Annotated in this window: 19 protein-coding genes; 8 read left to right on the forward strand and 11 right to left on the reverse strand. The window is 65.2% G+C overall.

What is annotated here, in order from left to right:
- Positions 1–55 precede the first annotated feature (55 nt).
- A complete protein-coding gene (locus GPICK_RS12115; protein WP_039745723.1) occupies positions 56–844 on the reverse strand; it encodes an inositol monophosphatase family protein in 789 nt (262 codons plus the stop codon).
- A 142-nt stretch (positions 845–986) separates the two neighbouring features.
- Positions 987–1,733, reverse strand: a complete 747-nt coding sequence (locus GPICK_RS12120) for a sensor histidine kinase (RefSeq protein ID WP_039743555.1) — start codon at positions 1,731–1,733, stop codon at positions 987–989.
- Between the two features lie 53 nt (positions 1,734–1,786).
- Here GPICK_RS12120 and GPICK_RS17510 point away from each other — a divergent pair, with 53 nt between their 5' ends.
- Positions 1,787–1,960 carry a hypothetical protein gene (locus GPICK_RS17510; RefSeq protein WP_158414178.1) on the forward strand — a complete coding sequence of 58 codons (174 nt, stop codon included), beginning with the start codon at positions 1,787–1,789 and terminating at the stop codon, positions 1,958–1,960.
- Here GPICK_RS17510 and GPICK_RS12125 read toward each other — a convergent pair.
- The 5 genes from GPICK_RS12125 to GPICK_RS12145 form a co-directional block, all read right to left on the reverse strand.
- Positions 1,957–3,426: an ammonium transporter gene (locus GPICK_RS12125; RefSeq protein ID WP_039743557.1), complete on the reverse strand. Its 1,470-nt coding sequence runs from the start codon at positions 3,424–3,426 to the stop codon at positions 1,957–1,959. The genes GPICK_RS17510 and GPICK_RS12125 overlap by 4 nt on opposite strands.
- Positions 3,427–3,468: 42 nt before the next feature.
- A complete protein-coding gene (locus tag GPICK_RS12130; protein WP_039743558.1) occupies positions 3,469–3,807 on the reverse strand; it encodes a P-II family nitrogen regulator in 339 nt (112 codons plus the stop codon).
- 67 nt (positions 3,808–3,874) lie between these two features.
- The gene (locus GPICK_RS12135; protein WP_039743560.1) at positions 3,875–4,681 is read right to left on the reverse strand and encodes a hypothetical protein; all 807 of its coding nucleotides are present in this window, start codon (positions 4,679–4,681) and stop codon (positions 3,875–3,877) included.
- Positions 4,682–5,058: 377 nt separating this feature from the next.
- Positions 5,059–6,207, reverse strand: a complete 1,149-nt coding sequence (nifV, locus tag GPICK_RS12140) for a homocitrate synthase (RefSeq protein WP_039743562.1) — start codon at positions 6,205–6,207, stop codon at positions 5,059–5,061.
- Positions 6,208–6,322: 115 nt separating this feature from the next.
- A complete protein-coding gene (locus tag GPICK_RS12145; protein WP_039743565.1) occupies positions 6,323–7,009 on the reverse strand; it encodes a type 1 glutamine amidotransferase in 687 nt (228 codons plus the stop codon).
- A 144-nt stretch (positions 7,010–7,153) separates the two neighbouring features.
- Here GPICK_RS12145 and GPICK_RS12150 point away from each other — a divergent pair, with 144 nt between their 5' ends.
- The gene (locus GPICK_RS12150) at positions 7,154–9,151 is read left to right on the forward strand and encodes a lipopolysaccharide assembly protein LapA domain-containing protein (protein ID WP_084201433.1); all 1,998 of its coding nucleotides are present in this window, start codon (positions 7,154–7,156) and stop codon (positions 9,149–9,151) included.
- A 124-nt stretch (positions 9,152–9,275) separates the two neighbouring features.
- Entirely contained in the window at positions 9,276–9,671 is a 396-nt protein-coding gene (locus GPICK_RS12155) for a TraR/DksA family transcriptional regulator (RefSeq protein WP_039743567.1), read from the forward strand.
- Positions 9,672–9,679: 8 nt separating this feature from the next.
- On the opposite strand, the gene GPICK_RS12160 is transcribed toward GPICK_RS12155, so the two are convergent.
- Entirely contained in the window at positions 9,680–10,312 is a 633-nt protein-coding gene (locus tag GPICK_RS12160) for a hypothetical protein (RefSeq protein WP_039743570.1), read from the reverse strand.
- A 256-nt stretch (positions 10,313–10,568) separates the two neighbouring features.
- On the opposite strand from GPICK_RS12160, the gene GPICK_RS12165 reads away from it, so the two are divergent.
- From GPICK_RS12165 to GPICK_RS12185, 5 genes are all read left to right on the forward strand, one after another.
- Complete coding sequence (locus GPICK_RS12165; RefSeq protein WP_039743573.1) at positions 10,569–10,925, forward strand: PilZ domain-containing protein; 357 nt, start codon at positions 10,569–10,571, stop codon at positions 10,923–10,925.
- Between the two features lie 192 nt (positions 10,926–11,117).
- Positions 11,118–11,801, forward strand: a complete 684-nt coding sequence (locus GPICK_RS12170; RefSeq protein ID WP_039743575.1) for a response regulator transcription factor — start codon at positions 11,118–11,120, stop codon at positions 11,799–11,801.
- The gene (locus GPICK_RS12175; RefSeq protein ID WP_039743578.1) at positions 11,798–13,153 is read left to right on the forward strand and encodes a sensor histidine kinase; all 1,356 of its coding nucleotides are present in this window, start codon (positions 11,798–11,800) and stop codon (positions 13,151–13,153) included. The genes GPICK_RS12170 and GPICK_RS12175 overlap by 4 nt, the downstream gene beginning before the upstream one ends.
- A 49-nt stretch (positions 13,154–13,202) precedes the next feature.
- Complete coding sequence (locus GPICK_RS12180) at positions 13,203–14,432, forward strand: CxxxxCH/CxxCH domain-containing protein (RefSeq protein ID WP_039743579.1); 1,230 nt, start codon at positions 13,203–13,205, stop codon at positions 14,430–14,432.
- A 71-nt stretch (positions 14,433–14,503) separates the two neighbouring features.
- Entirely contained in the window at positions 14,504–15,223 is a 720-nt protein-coding gene (locus GPICK_RS12185; RefSeq protein ID WP_039743581.1) for a hypothetical protein, read from the forward strand.
- 59 nt (positions 15,224–15,282) lie between these two features.
- On the opposite strand, the gene GPICK_RS12190 is transcribed toward GPICK_RS12185, so the two are convergent.
- From GPICK_RS12190 to GPICK_RS12200, 3 genes are all read right to left on the reverse strand, one after another.
- On the reverse strand, positions 15,283–15,390 hold the full coding sequence (locus GPICK_RS12190; protein ID WP_039743584.1) for an RCKP-type rubredoxin-like domain-containing protein: 108 nt from the start codon (positions 15,388–15,390) through the stop codon (positions 15,283–15,285).
- The gene (locus tag GPICK_RS12195) at positions 15,390–16,832 is read right to left on the reverse strand and encodes a M16 family metallopeptidase (RefSeq protein ID WP_039743586.1); all 1,443 of its coding nucleotides are present in this window, start codon (positions 16,830–16,832) and stop codon (positions 15,390–15,392) included. The genes GPICK_RS12190 and GPICK_RS12195 overlap by 1 nt, the downstream gene beginning before the upstream one ends.
- Positions 16,833–16,985: 153 nt before the next feature.
- Positions 16,986–18,470 carry a M16 family metallopeptidase gene (locus GPICK_RS12200; RefSeq protein ID WP_039743590.1) on the reverse strand — a complete coding sequence of 495 codons (1,485 nt, stop codon included), beginning with the start codon at positions 18,468–18,470 and terminating at the stop codon, positions 16,986–16,988.
- Positions 18,471–18,565: the final 95 nt, after the last annotated feature.

The raw sequence follows: 18,565 nt of genomic DNA on the forward strand, positions 1-18,565 counted from the left end.
AGCAACAAGTAAAGTTTCTACTTTGGATTAATACTACTGGGGAGGTAAAGTTTAGTCAAGCCGTTTTTTCGCCCGCTCCGGCAAGCACGGCGAGCATCTCGTCATGGATCAGGCCGTTGGAGGCGAGGATGCGATGATCGTCGATGGAGTGCGGCTCGCCGGCGTGGTTGGTGACCCGCCCCCCCGCCTCGGTGACGAGGAGCTGGCCGGCGGCCATGTCCCACGGCTTGAGCTTGGTCTCCCAGTAGCCGTCGAGGCGCCCCGCCGCCACGTAGGCGAGGTCCAGGGCCGCGGCCCCCGCCCGCCGCACCGCCCGGGCGGCGAACTGGAAGTTGAAGAAGTGGGCGAAGTTGTTCTCGTTGTCACGGGTCCGGTCGTAGGGGAAACCGGTGGCGAGGAGGCACCCCTTGAGGGGCTGGCGACGGGAAACGCAGATCGGCTCCCCGTTGAGCCGCGCCCCCTCCCCCTTCACGGCGGTGAAGAGCTCGTCCATCATCGGGTGGTAGACGACGCCGAGCCGCACCTCGCCGTCGACCTCCAGGGCGATGGAGACGCCGAACCAGGGGAAGCCGTGGGCATAGTTGGTGGTGCCGTCCAGGGGGTCGATGACCCAGCGGTAGCGGGAGCCGGTGGTGTCGTACCGGTTCTCCTCGGCCAGGAAGTCGTGGTCGGGAAATGCGTCGCGGATCATGCCAACGATCAACTCCTCGCATGCCCGGTCCACCTCGGTGACCAGATCGATCTCCCCCTTGAATTTGATTTCGTGCTCGCACCAGAGCCGCTCGCGCTGCAGTTCCCCCGCGCGTCTGGCGGCCCGGACCGCCGTTTCCCGATATGTATCCATCACCATCGTCATCCTCCGGAGCCGGTATTTATCCCTCTCCTTATACCAGAGCATTCCGACGAGCGGCGACAAAAAAAGCCGCCCACCACGGAGGGTGAACGGCGGGAGGCATGGCGGAATGTCTGCGGCAGATGAATACTTATTACTCCGCCACGGGAAAGGTGAGGGTGAAGGTGGTCCCTTCGCCCACGGCGCTCTCGACGGCGATGGTCCCCCCCACCCCCTCCATGATCTTGCGGGTGACGAAGAGGCCGAGACCGGTCCCCTCCTCGGGCCCCTTGGTGGTGAAAAAGGGGGTGAAGAGCCGCTCCAGGGTCGCGGCGGGGATCCCCGGGCCGGTGTCTGCCACCTGGACCATCACCCGGGCACCTTCCGCCGGCAAGGTGCGCAGGAAGAGCTTCCCCCCCTCCTCCATGGCCTGGAGGGCATTCATGATCAGGTTGATGAAGACCTGCTTCACCCGGTTGCCGTCGGCAGCGATGAAGGGAAGCCGGAAATCGAGATCCTCGATGACGGTGACGGAACGCTTCTGGGCCTCGTAGCGGAGAAAGGCCATGACGTCCCGCAGAACCTGGTTCACGTCGGCCTCCCGCCACCCTCCCCCCTCGACGCGGGAGAAGGAGAGGACCCCCTTGGTCAGCTCGGCGAGCCGGGCCGCTTCCAGATTGATCCGCTCCACGAGCTCACGGACGAAGTCGGGGAGCTCGTCCTCGCGCAGAATCATCTGGGTGGCCGACACGATGACCGACAGGGGGGTATTCAGCTCGTGCACGACGCCGGACGCCATCTTCCCCAGCTCGGCCATCTTCTCGTTGAAGGCCAGCAGATCGAGCAGGTCGCCATCGACCGGACCGTTGTCGGCAAGGTATTTCGCAAGTGCGTTCGTCATTGATGCCCCGCAGCCCCGGCAGGTAGAGTTCCATCCCCTACTAGGCACGAGGCATGCCAGAAAAACTCTCTTCCAGCACCTTGATTTCACGAGGTATTTTTTCCACACGCCTGAACGATGCCACATTATTACGCATCTACCTGCCCAATATTATGGCAAAAAAAGAAAGCCGCCCGGTGAGGGGCGGCTTTCGCGTCTGCCGGCGAATTGCGGTCGGCAGGTATTAGTTGTAGGCAGACTCGGAATGCTGGGTCTGGTCGAGGCCCATGATCTCGTCTTCCTTCTCGACGCGGAGCCCCATGGTCTTGTCGAGGATGAAGGCGAGGACCAGGGTGACGATGAAGGCGTAGGCACCGGCGGCCGCAACGGCGATCACCTGGGTCATGAACTGCTTCATGTCGCCCGCCAGGAGCCCTTTGGCGCCCACCGTGGCAAAGACGCCGGTGGCGAGGGCACCGAAGGTCCCACCCACGCCGTGCACGCCGAAGGCGTCGAGGGAGTCGTCGTACTTGAGCTTGGCCTTCATCATGACACCGCCGTAGCAGACCACGCCGGCGGCAAGGCCCATGAGGATGGCGGCGCCGGGCTGCACGAAACCGGCGGCGGGGGTGATGACGACCAGACCGGCAACGACGCCGGAGCCGAAGCCGAGGGCGGAAGGCTTGCCGGCATGGATCCATTCGGCGACCATCCAGGAGAGGCCGGCAGCGGCCGGGGCGATGGTGGTGGTGGCGAAGGCGAGGCCCGCAAGCCCCCCCGCCGCATCGGAGCAGTTGGGCCCGACGATGGCGGAACCGGCGTTGAAGCCGAACCAGCCGAACCAGAGCATCCCGACGCCGAGCAGCGTCAGCGGCAGGCTGTGGGGGGCCATCCGCTCGTGGGGGAAGCCGTGCCGCTTGCCGAGGAAGACGAGGAACGCCAGGGCCGAGATACCGGAGGAGAGGTGAACGACGGTGCCGCCGGCGAAGTCGAGGGCCCCCTTCTTGAAGAGCCAGCCGTCGCTCATCCAGACCCAGTGGGCCAGGGGATCATACACCAGCGTGGTCCAGAGCAGGACGAAGACGCAGTAGGCGGAGAACTTCACCCGCTCGGCAATGGCGCCGGAGATGAGGGCCACGGTGATCATGGCGAACATGCACTGGTACATGGCGAAGACGTACTCGGGAATGGCCCCCGGCTCGGTGGGGACGTTCTGGAACAGGGCGAAGACCGGGTTGCCGTCCTTGAAGCTGATGAGGCCGTTCATGAGCGCCTTGCTCAGGTTGCCGACCAGGCCGCCCCCCACGTCGGGGCCGAAGGAGAGCGAGTAGCCCATGACGGCCCACTGGACCCCGACGATCCCCATGGCGACGAAGGAGTGCATGATCGTGGAGAGGACGTTCTTCTGGCGGACCATGCCGCCGTAGAAGAAGGCGAGGCCCGGGATCATGAAGAGGACCAGGGCGCTGGAGACGAGCATCCAGGCGGTGTCGCCGGTGTTGAGGACCGGATCGACGTTCTTCGGGGCGGCCGGCGCCGCGGTGGGGGCTGTCGCAGGGGCTGCAACGGCGGCGGCAGCGGGAGCGGCCTTCTGGGCCGACGACAGGGCGGCCTGGGCCGGGGCGGCGGGCTTCGCTTCCTCTGCCAGGAGGGCGACCGGCAGCATGAGCGCTACGGTTGCCAGCAACGTGACGAATGACAGTTTAAACCTCATTGTTTACCTCCGTGAATGATCTTTATTTCCTGGCTCAATGCGCTAGATGGCCTCGATACCCTTTTCGCCGGTCCTGATCCTCACCGCCTCGTCGAGGGGGATGATGAAGATCTTGCCGTCGCCGATCCGGCCGGTCTTGGCGGTATTCTCGATGGTTTCCACCACCTTCACCACCAGTTCGTCGGCAACCGCAATCTCAATCTTAACCTTCGGAATGAAATCCACAACATACTCGGCGCCGCGGTAGAGCTCGGTGTGCCCCTTCTGGCGGCCGAACCCCTTCACCTCGCTCACGGTGATCCCCTCGATCCCGATCTCGTTGAGCGCGTCCTTTACCTCATCCAGCTTGAACGGTTTGATTATGGCTTCGATAAGCTTCATTGCTGACCTCCGTCTGTTCATTTATTTTCAGCGGGGCACTGCTGCCCGGGAACTGCTGCGTGAACCCCTAGGGGAAATTGATGTCCAGCTGGGTGGTGAAGGTATTGTTGCCGGCCAGCGATTTCTCCTTGTAGATGTCATAGGCGAAGATCACGGAGACGTTCTTGGCAAAGGCCCAGGAGAAGCCGATATTGGTCGCGCTGTCCACGTTGTGGCCCCCCATGTAATCCACCGCCACCCAGAGCTTGTCGGAGATCTCGCTCATGGTCCGGTCCCAGGAGAGAAGGACCCCTTCGTTTTGCGGCTTGGAAGTGGGTGACTCCGAGACCAGGGCGCGCTTGCTGCCGCGATAGTAACCGGCTGATATCCGGCCGAGGGAGGGAACCGTGCCGAACTCGGGAAGGGTCCTGGCGGCCAGGACGTAGGCGATGTTCTGGCCGGAGGTGACCAGCGGGGCATTGGCGGCCGACTGGGTCGGCCCCACGTTGTACATGCCGACGGCGAGGGCAGGCGAATATTTGAAGAGGGAGTCCTCCGGCGTGCCGATCTTGAAGTTGCCGCTGAACGGGTGGTTGTCGTTCGGATCGTTGGCGGCGACCAGATAGTCAAAGCCTACCTCCATCTGCACCTTCTCGAAGGGGAGGATGCCAACGGTCGGGCCGATGTCCATCACGTTGGCGTCCCGCGTGGCGGTCGTGGCCTTGGGCACTCCGGAAGCCCGGAAGTAGTTGTCGATATTCAGATGGAACTGCTTGTAGGGCTGGATATCCGTGGAAGGGATCCATATCTGCGTCGAAGGGGTCGCCAGGGCGACACCGGTGGTCATCGTAAAAAGCGCCGTTGCCAGAGAGAGAATCTTCATTGCCTTCTTCATTGATCATTACTCCTTTGTAGTTAGTGATTGCATTCCATGCGATCCCGCAAAAACAGCCTTTGTTTTGAAGAGCTCCAGCATCTCCCCCTTTCACGACTCGAATAAAAAAGAAAAAGCGCCTCCACACACGGTGGTAGGCGCCTTTGCCTGGTTTCCCGATTTTCGTTGCAGTTGGGGGCACATCGTTGTGCCGGGTTGTTACCGTCTTAATTAGCACAAGCCATGCCACTGTTTTCAGAGCGAAATTGTACCCGTGATTACAGTCTGTTACCGCAGCAAATCAATTTTGCGGGGCAAAAAAGAGGGGCCGTCTCCCCGCCCGGCCCCGCACATCTGCACATTTTTTACTCACCCGCTGAACAACCGCTCATCAGGGCTCAGGCCGCCTTCAGAGAGCACTTTCCCGCGGAGTAGATTCTCCGGAGGTCACCGTCGGAGAGGGGGCGCTTCAACCGCTGGGCAATCGCCCGCACCTGCTCCATGAGGCAGACCGCCTCTTTCTTGGAGAGGGCGATGCCGAGCTCCCGGTAGCGCTCCACAAGTCCGCTGCTCCCCGAGTGCTTGCCGACCACCAGGTGCCGCGTGAGCCCCACCTCCGCCGGGTCGAACCCCTCGTAGTTCCGCGGGTTCTTGATGACCCCATCGGCATGGAGCCCCGATTCGTGGGAGAAGACCCGCTCCCCCACCACCGCCTTCCACGGCGGGACGGGGCGCCGGGACGCCGCGCCGACGAAGCGCGAGATCTCGTGGAACCGGTGGGTATCGATCCCCGGGTCGATGCCGCAGGCGAGCTTGAGCCCCATCACCACCTCCTCCAGGGCCGCGTTGCCGGCCCGTTCGCCGAGGCCGTTCACGGTGGTGTTCACAAAACGGGCACCGGCCTTGATCCCGGCGATGGCGTTGGCGGTCGCCATCCCGAGGTCATTGTGGGTATGGACCTCGATGTCCAGTTCCGGCACCGCCGTCCGCAGCGCCCGGATCTTCTCGTACATGGTGAAGGGATCGAGGATGCCGAGGGTATCGCAGAAGCGGAACCGGTCTCCGCCGAGGGAGCGGATGATCCCCATCAGCTCCACGAGGAAGAGGAGGTCGGCGCGGCTGGCATCCTCGCCGCCGACGGAGACGTAGAGGCCATTATCCTTGGCAAAGCCGAGGGCGACCTTCAGCTGCTCCTTCACCCACCGGCGGTCCCTGCGTATTTTATGGGCAATCATCTGATCCGAGACCGACAGAGAGATGTCCACCGCCGACACGCCGCAGTCGATGCTCGCCCGGATGTCCGGGATCAGGGCGCGGTTCCAGGTGATGAGCCGGGCGTTGAGCCCGAGCCCCGCGAGGGCCCGGATGCAGTCACGCTCCTCCTCCCCCATGGCCGGGATGCCGCATTCCAGCTCCCGGACGCCGATGCCGTCCAGCATCCGGGCGATGGCGATCTTTTCCTTCTTGCTGAAGACCACGCCGGCGGTCTGCTCCCCGTCCCGCAGCGTCGTGTCGTCGATGATGATGCCGTTTCCCGTGCGCTCCATATCCGCCCCCTTCCCCCGAAAAAGACGAAGCCCCGGTACGAACGTCCCGGGGCTCCATTGCCGACAGATTCCGCGTTTGCCCGAAGGCTAGCACAAGCCGTGCCACGGGAGCACGTCAGACGAGGCCGGCGATGCGGAGGAAGTTGGCGAAGAGCCGCTGCGACGCCGGGCGGTAGGAGGGAGCGCCGGCCTCGAAATCGGCGAGGAAGCGCTCCGCCAGCGGCGCGGTCCCGTGGTCCCACCGGGCCCAGGTGTCGACGATGGCAGGGGTCACCTCGGGATGGAACTGGAGCCCGTAGGCCGCGTTCCCCACGCGAAACGCCTGGTGCGGGCAGGCGGGGGACGAGGCGAGGAGCGTCCCCCCCGGCGGGACGGCAAAGGTGTCGTCGTGCCACTGGAAGGTCAGAAACTCGCGGGAGATGCCGGCAAAGAGGGGGTCGGCCTCGCCGGCGGGGGTGAGGACGACCGGGAGGGTTCCCTTCTCGCCGTGGGCACCGGAGGTGACCGCAGCGCCGAGGGCGTCGGCCAGGAGCTGGCCGCCGAGACAGATCCCGAGAAACGGAAGCCCCCTCTCCACCGCACCCCCGACGAAGCGCGTGACGTCGAGGAGAAACGGGTGCCGCGCCGTATCGTGGACCCCCATGGCACCGCCGAGCACCACGGCGGCTCTGAGATCGCCCACCGCCGGCACGACATCCCCTGCGTACATCTTCACGAGCCGGAACGGAATCTTCTCCCCTTCCAGCTGCTCGGCGTAGGTCCCCGCCGGCACCTCCGGGTCATTCTGGATGACTGCGATCATACCGTCCTCCTGGCGAAATGATTAAAAGATGGGCACCCCATGCCCCACGACCGACTGCTGCACAGAACGGGCCGGCACGACTGGCAGGCCATCCGGAACGGGTTATACTTGCGGTGAGCACCACCCCACTTCAAGGAGGCTCCCGTGACCCCTGCTGTCCTCGTCGCCGCTCTCATCGCCCTCGTATCCATGGTCTTTTCCCTCCAGAACGCCCAGAGGGTCCAGATCACCTTCCTCGCCTGGTTTTTCGAAGGCCCCCTCGTGGCCGTTCTGCTCGTGACTTTTCTGGCAGGGGCTTCCGCCGCCTGGCTGTTCGCTCTGCCGGCCCGCCTGCGGCTCCGCCGCGAGCTCGAAACCCACCGCCGGCATGCCGACGAGCGGAACCCCAAAACCGCCCCCCCGAATCCCCCGACCAGCCCTGACGGTATCATTGAAAAAAGATTTAAACTTTTCCCATCTTCCGCCGATAAGGTTGACAATGTAAGCGATCACTTACAGAACATGACGGCGCACCGGGGCGCCGCCAAACCACCTGCGCGGGGGGAATTGCCGAACATGAGAACGAAACTGGCATTCAAGGTGCTGTCCATTCTGGGACTCAGCCTGTCGGTGGGGCTCCTGACGCTCGGCGGGATTGCCGGCTGGCTTCAGTTCGACTCGTCCGTGGCGCTGCAGGTGAAGAACACCCACAGCACAGCGGCCCTCCTCTCCCATGACATCGACGAATACATGATGAAAGGGGACTCGAAGGAGGTCAACCGCTTCATTGCCGAAGCGAAAGGGAAGAAGTTCGTCCTCGACCTCAAGATCTTCGACGCCGAGGGGAAGGAATCCGACGCCCCGCAGGGGACGGCGGCCAACCCCCGGATCAAGCAGGCGCTGGCTGCAGGGAAGGCGGTGGAGACGCGGGGGAACATCAACGGGGTCCACACCCTGAGCCTGGCGCTCCCCCTCGCGAACGAGAAGCGCTGCCAGGGGTGCCACGACGCGGGGCCTGCCTCCCTTGGCGCCATCCTCGTCACTACCTCTCTGGAGGACGGCTATGCCAGCGCCCGGGGAACCGCGTTCGCACTCCTCGGGATCGCCCTGGTCTTCTTTGTCATCCTCCTCGCCACCATGTACCTCTTTTTCCGCAGGACCATCATCAATCACATCGTCGATTTCTCCCGCCAGGTGGATGAGCTGGCCAGCGGCGGCGGCGACCTCACGAAGGTGCTGCCGGTCCGCTCCCGGGATGAGATCGGCCGGCTGGCGGAGGGGATCAACCGGCTCACGGCGTCGATCCGCGGCATCGTCTCGCGCATCGCCGACGATGCGGCCCAGCTCTCCTCTGCGGCCTGTCAGCTGAACGTCACGTCGGGGGAGATTGCGGGGAATATCGAGCGGGTAGCATCCCAAGCCGTCACCGTCGCCACCGCCTCCGAGGAGCTCGCCGCCACCTCCTACGAGATTGCCGGCAACTGCTCCCTGGCGGCGGAAGGGGCGCGTCAGGCCAACGATTCCGCCGCCGGCGGCGTCTCCGTCGTCGACAAAACCGTCTCGGTCATGGGGGTCATCTCCCAGCGGGTGACCGACGCCGCCCGGACCGTGGAGAGCCTCGGGGCGCGCGGCAACCAGATCGGCGAGATCATCGGCACCATCGAGGACATCGCCGACCAGACGAACCTCCTGGCGCTCAACGCCGCCATCGAAGCGGCCCGCGCCGGGGAACAGGGGCGGGGATTCGCGGTTGTGGCCGACGAGGTCCGGGCCCTGGCGGAGCGGACCACCAAGGCGACCAAAGAAATCGGCCAGATGATCAAGGCAATCCAGTCCGAGACCCGTGCGGCGGTCGCCTCCATGGAAGAGGGGGTCCGGGAGGTGACCATCGGCACCGACGAGGCCGGGCGCTCCGGCGAGGCCCTGAATCTCATCCTTCACCGGATCTCCGACGTGACGACGCAGGTGAACCAGATTGCCACCGCCGCCGGCGAACAAACTTCCACCACGGGGGAGATCAGCAGCAATATCCACGAGATCACGACCGTCGTTCAGGAGGCGGCGCGGGGCGCCAACGAATCGGCGCTGGCAGCCGGCCAACTCGCCCGCCTCGCCCGGGAGCTGGAGCACCTCGTCGGCCAGTTCAAACTGACGGCCGACTGAGCGGACCCTCCTCTCCCGTTGCGGCACCGCGGCAATGGGGTACAATCGATCAGGGAGCAATGCGCTGCCCGAAACGGAGATTGTCTTCGCCGGGGAAGAGAGACGCCCGGAGAGGGAGGAGCCGATGTCACGGATGGACAGAGAGCGCCAGGAACGGCTGAAGGGGATTCTTCTCGAGCGGAAACGGGTGCTCTGGAGCGAGGTCCGGAACGAGCTGTTCCAGACCCTGGGGACGGAGTACAACGCCCAGTTCGACCGGGGGATGGACCTGGGGGACCGAAGCCTCGTGGATCTCATCGAGGATACGGGGCTGAAGGTGACCGATATCCGGCGCGAGGAGCTGACCCGGATGGATGAGGCGGAGCGGAGGCTCGCCGCCGGCACCTACGGCATCTGCGAGGAGTGCGGCGTCGCCATCCCCGAAGAACGGCTGGCGCTGGTCCCCTTCGCCCCCTGCTGCGTCGCCTGCCAGGAGCGGCGCGAGAAGCCGCTGCGCCCCCTGCCGGGGGTCACCCTCTAATACCCGCCCTACGCCTCGGGATAGCGGTCCAGGCTCGTGAGCGTCTCCCGCAGCTCGAAGCGCGCCACGGCGAAGAGCTTGTCCAGGAGACGCCCCGTCAGGGCGGGGGGAAAGATGGGGAAGGCAACCCGGTAGATCAGGTCGAGATACTCGTCGTTGCGGTTCTCCTCCAGGAAGAGGGAGCCGTAAGGGAGGATCGGCGCAGTGAGGAGGGCATCCTCCATGAGGCTGTCGTCGTCGCTCCAAAAGGGGAGGATCATCTCCAGGGAGAGGCACCCCCCCTCCCCCGCCACATCTTCGGCCGCAAAGAGGAGGATCTCGTCCTGGGAGGTGCCGCCATGCTCCAGGATCTCGGGGCAGACGGCCCCGGCCGGCACCACCACCAGCCGCCCGTTCCGCGGGTCGAGGCCGTAGGGGATCCCCGTGCGGGCAAGGTGGCGCTCCAGGAACTCGTAGCATTTGACCTGCCACTGCCCCAGCCCCCGGTAGAAATCGGGACGGATCGTCTCCCGGTTCGCCGCAAGCTCCTCAAGGGGGATGAACGGCTCCTCCCCCGGCGTGGGGCGCGGATTCCGCAACTCGGGGTTATTCACCACCAGCCGCAGATGCGACCGTTTTCTGTCATCACTCTCGTTTCCCATCGCTGCATCCTTCCTTCGTCTCGTTCACCGCATCTCCGGCATCGCCGGGGGCGGGGCCCTGTTCCCCGCAGATTCGACCGCGGAAAAACAGTGATATGAGCATAACAGGAGCGGCGGCGCCGGTCCAGTCATCTCTTTCGGCGCCGGTGCGGCACTCCCTGCCGGGCAGGCCGGAAACCTTAAACATTATTCACCAAAAAGACGTTGAGCCTGCCTGGAATCCATTTTATAGTTGTGAAGAATTATGGGAGGCGTCATGGAGATCATGGAGCAGAGACGGTTTCGCCGGGTTTCGTTCGTTACGGAGTCGTTCATTGCCGCCGGCAATCAGCGGCTGAAGGCAACGCTGGAAGACCTTTCCCTCAGGGGGGCGCTCCTGACCCTCGCCGAGGAGCCGCCGTTCGCACCGGGCGACTCATGCTCGGTCTCCATCGCCCTCGCCAACTCGAATATCGTCCTCGAATTCGAGGCAGAGGTCGCCCACCTGCGGGGGATGCAGGTCGGCGTGAAGATCGTCCGGATCGACCTCGACTCCATGACCCACCTGCGGAGCATCATCGAATTCAACTCCGCCGAGCCCGACGAAGTACGGAAAGAGCTCTCCTTCCTGTAGCGAGCGGGTGAGCTTCCCCGACCAGATACCCCGAAGAAAAGGCAGCCCCTGCGGCTGCCTTTTCCGTTTTCCGCGGCGCTTCGCCCATCCGTTCCCTCCCCGCCCCCGTGACAATCCTGAAGAATTTGTCAGAATAACTTCAGTTGCTCCTGCCGCTCCCCTGGCGAATAATACCCACCAAGGACCACACACATGCATCTGCTGGTAATCGAAGACGAAAAGAAGGTCGCCGAAGCCCTCCGGAAGGGACTCGAGGCGGAACAGTACCGGGTGACGGTGGCGCACACCGGCGAAGAGGGATTCTTCCAGCTCAACGCCGACGTATTCGACCTGGTGATCCTCGACCTGATGCTTCCCGGCAGGGACGGGATCGAGGTCCTGACCACCCTGCGCCGGCGCGGCTTCGAGGCGCCGGTGCTGATCCTCTCGGCCCGGGATGCGGTGGAAGACCGGGTGCTGGGGCTCGACAGCGGGGCGGACGATTACCTGGTGAAGCCCTTCGCCTTTCCCGAACTCCTTGCCCGGATCAGGCTCCTGCTCCGCCGCGGACGGAACGACCAGGCTGCCACGCTGATGCTGGCCGATCTGGAGATAGAGCCCATGACCCGCAGGGTGACCCGGGACGGAGCGCCTCTCGACCTGACCGGCCGGGAATACGAACTGCTCGAATACCTGGTCCGCCACCACGGCCGCATCGTCTCCCGCGAGATGCTGGCCCGGGACATCTGGCAGGTGCGGGAGCGCTCCACCCCCCTCGACAACGTCATCGACGTCCACATCGCCCGGCTGCGGCGCAAGGTGGACGGGGAGCGGGAGCCGAAGCTGATCAGAACCGTGCGCGGCATCGGCTTCATCATCCAGGAGGATCTCCCATGAAAAGGCCCAGCGTGCGCATCCGGCTGACCCTCTGGTACTCGGCGATCCTGGCCTGCATCATTCTCGGCTTTGCGCTTGGCATCTACCTTTTTCTCCAGGCAAGCCTCACGCACCAGATCGACGGCCAGCTGGAACGGGACTTCGCCACCGTCGCCCGGGTCGTCCGGGACGAGCCGAACGAGATGAACGAACTTGCCCAGCATGGGTCGGTCGCCCTCTTCCAGGTGACCGAGGGGAGCGATGTCGTCGCCGGGACCGACGACTGGAACCGCGCCGGCCTGGAGAAAGCCCCCCCCGCCCCCGGCTCCCCCTCCCGGTCATGGAGCGCCCCCACCGGGCTCCGGTATCGGCTCAAGGAGGGGGTGGTGGCCACCATCGGCCATACCTACCTCGTACGGGTCGCCGGGGACGGACAGGCCATGGCGCACGCCCTGGAAAGCCTGGCGCTCATCCTCCTCATCGGCATTCCCGGCACCCTCGTGGCAGCCTCCGCCGGCGGTTATTTCCTGGCAAGCCGCGCCCTCTCGCCGGTGGCCGCCATGGCGGCCAAGGCGCGGGAGATCACCGCGGAGCGCCTCTCCGAGCGGCTTGCCGTGACCAACCCGGACGACGAGTTCGGCCAGCTGGCGGCGGTCTTCAACGAGACCCTCGCCCGGCTCGAAGACTCCTTCGGCCGGATGCGGCGCTTCACCGCCGATGCCTCCCACGAGCTGAGAACCCCCCTGACCGCCCTCAGGAGCGTGGGGGAAGTGGGGATGCGCGATACGGCCGACGGGGCCGCCTGCCGGGAGGTGATCGGGAGCATGCTGGAGGAGGCGGACCGGCTCACGAAGCTGGTCGACAGCCTCCTGACCCTGAGCCGGGCCGATTCGGGCGCCGCCCCCCTCTCCCGCGAACGGACCGATCTCTCGGCGCTGGCGGCGGAGGTCGTCGACTGCCTCCAGGTCCTGGCGGAGGAGAACGGCCAGAGCCTGCTGCTTGAGGGGGGAGAACCGCTCTTTGCCGGGGTCGACCGGACGACGCTGCGGCAATCGCTGATGAACCTGGTGGATAACGCCATCCGCTACACCCCCGGGGGGGGGCATATCCGGGTGGTGACCGGCCGCTCGGCGGCGGGAGACATCACCCTGGAGGTGGCCGACGACGGGCCGGGAATCCCGGCGCTCCATCGGGAGAGGATTTTCGACCGTTTTTACCGGATCGACACGGGGCGCTCCCCGGAGGCGGGGGGGACCGGCCTGGGGCTCGCCATCGCCCGATGGGGAGCAGAGGCGAACGGCGGCCGGATTGAGCTGGAAAGCGAGGAAGGGCGCGGCAGCACCTTCAGGATTGTGGTGCCGCCGGCCCGATGACCGGGTCGACGCCACGTCGACCGCGAAACAACAGAGAGAGGAGCACACCATGAAACGTACCGTCAGATCAGGAATCCTGGCCGGCGTGGCGGCGCTGCTGGCGCTTGCCACCGCTGCCGGGGCGCAGGAGATGCAGTTCCCGGAAGGGACCGCCACCCCGTCGGAGACATGCGGCGGATGCCACAAGGCGATCTATCGCGAATTCGCCTTCGGCTTCGGGAGCGACATCACCTACAAGCCGACCACCATCCCGGCGAAGCCGGGCGAAAAGCTCGACCTCCCCGCCACCGTATCGGCCACCGCCACCGCCCACGCCTTCGCCGGCGTCGAGCCCTACCCCATCCACAGCCGGGAGGCGGAGGAGGAAGGGAAATCGTGCAACGTCTGCCACTACCCGGAGCCCTTCGCGATCCCCGACATGAACGTCCCGGAGATGACCAAGCCGAAGGCCCGCCCCAAGGGGAAAGAGGCCGTCGGGATCACCTGCGCCAGCTGCCACCTGACCCCCGAGGGGAAGATCCGGGGACCGTACGACGTCAAGGGCCCCCATGCAACGGTCGCCGACCCCGCCATCCAGACCTCGGCCATGTGCGCCTACTGCCACAGCATGGGGAAACGGGTGCCCGGCAAGCAGACCCAGACCTTCCTGGAGTGGCGTGACGACTTCAACAAGCCGGGGCTCGGCAAGCAGCAGTGCCAGGATTGCCACATGCCGAGAACCATGCGCAAGGTCGCCGAAGGCTCCGACACCCCCGAGCGGGCCGTGGCGCGCCACCTCTGGACCGGCGGCCGCTCGCAGCAGCGGCTGGCAAGCGCCCTCAGCCTCGTGGCCAGCCAGCCGGCCGCCGGGAAGTCCGATCTCGCCTTCCACGTAATCAACGTCGGCGCCGGTCACTCGGTCCCCACCGGCTCCAACCGCCGGGCGATCTACCTGAACGTGCAAGTGCTCGACAAGAAAGGGAAGCAGGTGGCGACCAAGGAGTGGATGTTCGCCCCGTGGTACGGCCCCCGCCCCGACGACCGCAAGTTCCTGGAAGAGGACAAGAAGCGCCCCGATGCCGTGGCCGCCATGCAGGCCGACGCCCAGGGGCTCCACGAGCCGATCATCCGTGCCGGCGAAGAGCGGATCCTGCCGTGGGCGCCGGAGCTGAAGCCGGGCGAATACACCGTCAAGGCCCGTCTGATCTATGACCTGAACCGCTACAACGACCGCTCGTTCACCGAGGACCAGACGGAGATCAACAGCACGACCCTCGCCATCGGCGTGAAGAAACCGTAGGAGGCCGGAGCGCGGGGCCGGCGCCCGTCCGGGCCGGCTCCGCCACCAGGCTTCCGCGGAGGTGACCGATCATGAATTTGAATTGTGTCAGCAAGATTGCAGCGGCCCTGCTCATGCTGGGGATGACGGTCCTGCCGGCCAACGCGGGGGGAGAGCGGGCCTTCGACTTCAGCAAGGATACCGGCGGCAGGGAGACGCGGGAATTCGTCCCGCTGGTCGGCATCTGGCACGCCGACCGGGACGGCGCCCGCACCGTCTATGCCGCGGACGGGCGGAACTGGGAGCAGGGGCTCATGGCCCCCGGGGCGCGGGAAAAGGCCAGGGAGCTTTTCGGCGACCGCCACGCCGAGTTCATCGCCGGCCTGGAGAACTACCGCTATTTCCCCCTCTCCGTCTGCCGGGGGATCAAGACCTTCCGGAACGGCTCCATCGAGCTCTCCTTCAAGGCTGCGGAGGGGAGAATCGACCAGGCGGCGGGGATTGCGTTCAACATCAGGCCCAACGGGAATTACCTCGTGGTGCGGGCAAACGCCCTGGAAAACAACCTGGTCCTCTTCGGGATGGCGGAAGGGAGGCGCTCGTCCCTCGCCTGGGTCCGCAACGTCCCGACCCCCTCGAACCGGTGGCACACCCTGAAGGTGGTCGTCAGCGGGAAACGGATCGAGGCGTACCTGAACGGCACCAGATATATCGACACGACGTGGCGGGAGGAGATCGACGGCCGAATCGGCCTCTGGTCAAAGGCCGACTCCTACACCCTCTTCGGCAGCCTCACCGTCACCCCGCAGTAGCCCTCCCCCGGGTGGGGAGAAACAGAAAGGGCGGCCCCATCGGCCGCCCTTCGCTGTTCCTACTCCTGTTTCTCGAAATTCCCCTTTTCCAGGCACTGGGGACATTTCTGCGGCTTGCACCGCCCCTCTTTGGTGAATCCGCAGGTCGAGCATTTCCACGTAGCCATCACTTTCCTCCCTTTCCGGTGTTGTTCTCCAGCGTGATCTCCTCCACCGTGCCGAATGTCGCCAGCGGCCGGTCGAACTTCTTCTCGTCCCCCACCACGACGGTCACCATCCCGTCGGGGTGCAGGTAGCGCCGCGCCACCCGCAGGACGTCGTCCTTCGTCACCCGGGCGATGTTGTCGCGGTATTTCTCAAGATAGCCGTCGGGATAGCCGAAGAACTCGAGGCGCGCCCGCTGGTTCGCCACCACGTCGGCCCGGGCGAAGCCGAAGATGAACGAGTTGATGATGGCGTTCTTGGCGAGGGCCAGCTCCTGGTCGCTGACCGGGTCCTTCGTCATGCCTGCGATGATGTCGCGCATGAGGCCGATGGCCTTGGCCGTGGTCTCGCTCTTGGTCTCGGTCTCGGCCTCGAAGGTGCCGACGAAGCGCCGCCCCACGTCGAAGGCAGCGTGGACGTTGTAGGCGAGCCCCTCGTTGGAGCGGACCTTGGTCATCAACCGCGAGGTGAAGCCACCGCCGAGGATGTAATCCATCACCCGGATGGCGTAGAGATCGGGGTTGTTCTTGTCGATCCCCAGGTGCCCCATCCGGATGGCCGTCTGGTTCACCTCCTTGCGGGCGATCAGCACCGCCGGCTTCACCTCCGGCGCCGGCGCGGCGACGGCGGGGAACTCCACCGCATCGGGCTTCCAGCCGGCAAAGACCTTCTCCAGGAGCGCCACCATCTCCTTCGGATCGAAATCCCCCGCCACGGCGAGAATCACGTTGTTGGGGCGGAAGTACCGGGCGTGGAAGGCGACCAGGTCGTCGCGGGTAATGGCCGTCACCGTCCCGATGGTGGGGACGCGCCCCAGGGGATGGTTCGGGTAGAGCGCCTTCTGGAACTCCCGGTCGGCGATCTCCTTGGAGTCGTCGTTCTGGCGGCGCAGCGCCTCGATGGTCCGGTTCCGGGCGAGCTCGACCCGCTCCTGGCGGAAGGCGGGGGTCCGCAGCACCTGGGAGAACAGCTCCAGGGTCCGGGGAAGGTTCCGCTTGAGGGAGGAGAGGGAGACGGTCCCCATCTCGGCGCCGATGGCCGACTCCACGGAGGAGGCCATGAATTCCAGCTCCCCGTCGAGCTGCTCGGGGGAGAGCTCCTTCGTCCCGCCGCTGCGCATCACCGCGCCGGCAAGCCCCGCCAGCCCCACCTTGCCGGCCGGCTCATAGATGCTTCCCGCGTTGACGTAGGCGGTCATGCTCACCAGCGGCAGCTCCCGGTCGGCAATCATATGGACGACCATGCCGTTGGATAGGACGGCCCGCTCGCTCTTCGGCACCTCGAACTTCAGCGGCGCGAAGGTCATGGTGCGGGGGTCGGCCTTCTTCGGCTCCGCGGCGCCGGCGGCGACGGGGAGAAGAACGGCGGCAAGGACAATGAGTACAGATCGTTTCACGATATTCATCGGCTATCCTCGTTGAGAAGTAATAATCCTACCTGATTGACACTGATCTTCCGCTCCCAAGGGGTTCCCTCTCCCTTGACGGGAGGGGAATGTCTGGCGAGGCGCGCAGAAGATTGATGCTACTCATCTATTTGATAATCGGGGCACACAGGCTCAGTTCTCGGCCTTCTTCGTGATGAACCCGACGGTCCGGTTCTCGCGGGTGAAGTACTTCTTCGCCACCCGGATGACGTCGTCGGGGGTGACCCTGGCCACCTTCTGCCGGTGCTCGATCAGGTAGCGCCAGGTGCCGGCCACCGCCTCGTACTCCGTCAGGTTGCGGGCGAGGCCGCCGTTGGAGAGCATCTGGCGGCTCTCCTCAAACTCCAGCTTGTTGAGGATCTGCTGGAGCTCCCGGCCGGAGACCGGCTCCTTCTTCAGCCGCTCCAGCTCCTCGTCGATGGCCAGCTCCGCCTCGGCCACCGTGTGGGGGGCGCGGGTGGAGGCGGCGACGACGAACAGGTTGGGATAGCGGCTGCCGGGCCCCGCAAAGCTGGAGACCTCGGTGGCGAGCTGCTTCTCCACCACGAGCTTCCGGTAGAGGCGCGAGGTCCGGCCGTCGGCAAGGATCATGTCGATCACGTCGAAGACGTAATCGTCGGGGGAGCCGATGGTCGGCTTGCGGAAGCCGACGAGGAACTCGGGGCTGGCATCGGCGATCACCTCGACGCGCCGCTCCCCCACCTGCTCCGGCTCGATGGCCGAGACGGGAGCCACGGGGGTTCCCGGCGGCACCGGGCCGAAATACCGCTCCACCAGGGCGATGGTCTTCTCCGGGTCCAGGTCCCCCACCAGGGCGATGATGGCGTTGCTCGGCTTGTAGTAATCCCGGTAGAACTTCTCCGCCTTGGTCCGGGTCAGGTTCATGATGTCGGAGGGCCAGCCGATGGTCGGTTGTCCGTAGGGATGGGCGTGGAAGGCGACGGCCACGAACTCCTCCCAGAGCTTCGACCCTGGCTCGGTGTCGTAGGAGCGGCGCCGCTCCTCCATCACCACGTCCCGCTCGGTGTAGAACTCGCGGAGCACGGCATTCTGCATCCGGTCGCTCTCGATGGCGGCCCAGAGCTCCAGCTTGTTGGACGGCATGTTGATGAGATAGGTGGTGCCGTCCTTGCCGGTCATGGCGTTGTAGCCGGTGCCGCCGTTTCGCGCGTAGATCTCGGCGAACTCCTCCTTGACGACGTATTTCTCCCCCTCGGCCTCCAGCTCCTTGAGCCGCTTCGCCAGCTCCGCCACCTTCGCGCCGTCCGCCTTGTCACCCTTCGCCTTCTCGGCGGTGAGGGCGAGGGCCGTCTCCTCGATCTTCTCCAGCACCGGCTTCTCGGCGGCATAGTCCTTCGTCCCGAGGGTCCTGGTCCCCTTGAAGAGCATATGCTCCAAAAGGTGGGCAAGCCCCCGCTCGTCGCTCCGCTCGTCCACGCTCCCGACGCGGAAGCGGATCCAGGCGGCCACCGTGGGAGAGGTGTGGCGTTCCACCATCAGGAGCTTCATCCCGTTCTTCAGGGTATGCTCCCGCACCCGCTCCTCCAGCCCGGCGCCGAAGGCCGGGAGGGAGAGGAGCATCATCATGAAGCACACAACGAATCTTACCGTTTTCATCAGCACCTCGTTTCGTTCAGCTTGGGATGTCTTCGCTGCAGGTATTTCTGGATTTTCCATCTTTGATCAACGTCTCAAGCCGCACCGGCGGAGCG

It is taken from the genome of Geobacter pickeringii, from assembly GCF_000817955.1.
In the GTDB taxonomy this organism is placed as follows: domain Bacteria; phylum Desulfobacterota; class Desulfuromonadia; order Geobacterales; family Geobacteraceae; genus Geobacter; species Geobacter pickeringii.

Bases quoted from the DNA above. Each gene is read 5' to 3' on its own strand.
- GPICK_RS12120 (WP_039743555.1), bottom strand. From the start codon at position 1,733: ATGACGAACGCACTTGCGAAATACCTTGCCGACAACGGTCCGGTCGAT.
- GPICK_RS12195 (WP_039743586.1), bottom strand. From the start codon at position 16,832: ATGAATATCGTGAAACGATCTGTACTCATTGTCCTTGCCGCCGTTCTT.
- GPICK_RS12115 (WP_039745723.1), bottom strand. From the start codon at position 844: ATGGATACATATCGGGAAACGGCGGTCCGGGCCGCCAGACGCGCGGGG.
- GPICK_RS12175 (WP_039743578.1), top strand. From the start codon at position 11,798: ATGAAAAGGCCCAGCGTGCGCATCCGGCTGACCCTCTGGTACTCGGCG.
- GPICK_RS12170 (WP_039743575.1), top strand. From the start codon at position 11,118: ATGCATCTGCTGGTAATCGAAGACGAAAAGAAGGTCGCCGAAGCCCTC.
- GPICK_RS12190 (WP_039743584.1), bottom strand. From the start codon at position 15,390: ATGGCTACGTGGAAATGCTCGACCTGCGGATTCACCAAAGAGGGGCGG.
- GPICK_RS12155 (WP_039743567.1), top strand. From the start codon at position 9,276: ATGTCACGGATGGACAGAGAGCGCCAGGAACGGCTGAAGGGGATTCTT.
- GPICK_RS12130 (WP_039743558.1), bottom strand. From the start codon at position 3,807: ATGAAGCTTATCGAAGCCATAATCAAACCGTTCAAGCTGGATGAGGTA.
- GPICK_RS12160 (WP_039743570.1), bottom strand. From the start codon at position 10,312: ATGGGAAACGAGAGTGATGACAGAAAACGGTCGCATCTGCGGCTGGTG.
- GPICK_RS12125 (WP_039743557.1), bottom strand. From the start codon at position 3,426: ATGAGGTTTAAACTGTCATTCGTCACGTTGCTGGCAACCGTAGCGCTC.
- GPICK_RS17510 (WP_158414178.1), top strand. From the start codon at position 1,787: ATGCCAGAAAAACTCTCTTCCAGCACCTTGATTTCACGAGGTATTTTT.
- GPICK_RS12180 (WP_039743579.1), top strand. From the start codon at position 13,203: ATGAAACGTACCGTCAGATCAGGAATCCTGGCCGGCGTGGCGGCGCTG.
- GPICK_RS12200 (WP_039743590.1), bottom strand. From the start codon at position 18,470: ATGAAAACGGTAAGATTCGTTGTGTGCTTCATGATGATGCTCCTCTCC.
- GPICK_RS12135 (WP_039743560.1), bottom strand. From the start codon at position 4,681: ATGAAGAAGGCAATGAAGATTCTCTCTCTGGCAACGGCGCTTTTTACG.
- GPICK_RS12165 (WP_039743573.1), top strand. From the start codon at position 10,569: ATGGAGATCATGGAGCAGAGACGGTTTCGCCGGGTTTCGTTCGTTACG.
- nifV (WP_039743562.1), bottom strand. From the start codon at position 6,207: ATGGAGCGCACGGGAAACGGCATCATCATCGACGACACGACGCTGCGG.
- GPICK_RS12185 (WP_039743581.1), top strand. From the start codon at position 14,504: ATGAATTTGAATTGTGTCAGCAAGATTGCAGCGGCCCTGCTCATGCTG.
- GPICK_RS12145 (WP_039743565.1), bottom strand. From the start codon at position 7,009: ATGATCGCAGTCATCCAGAATGACCCGGAGGTGCCGGCGGGGACCTAC.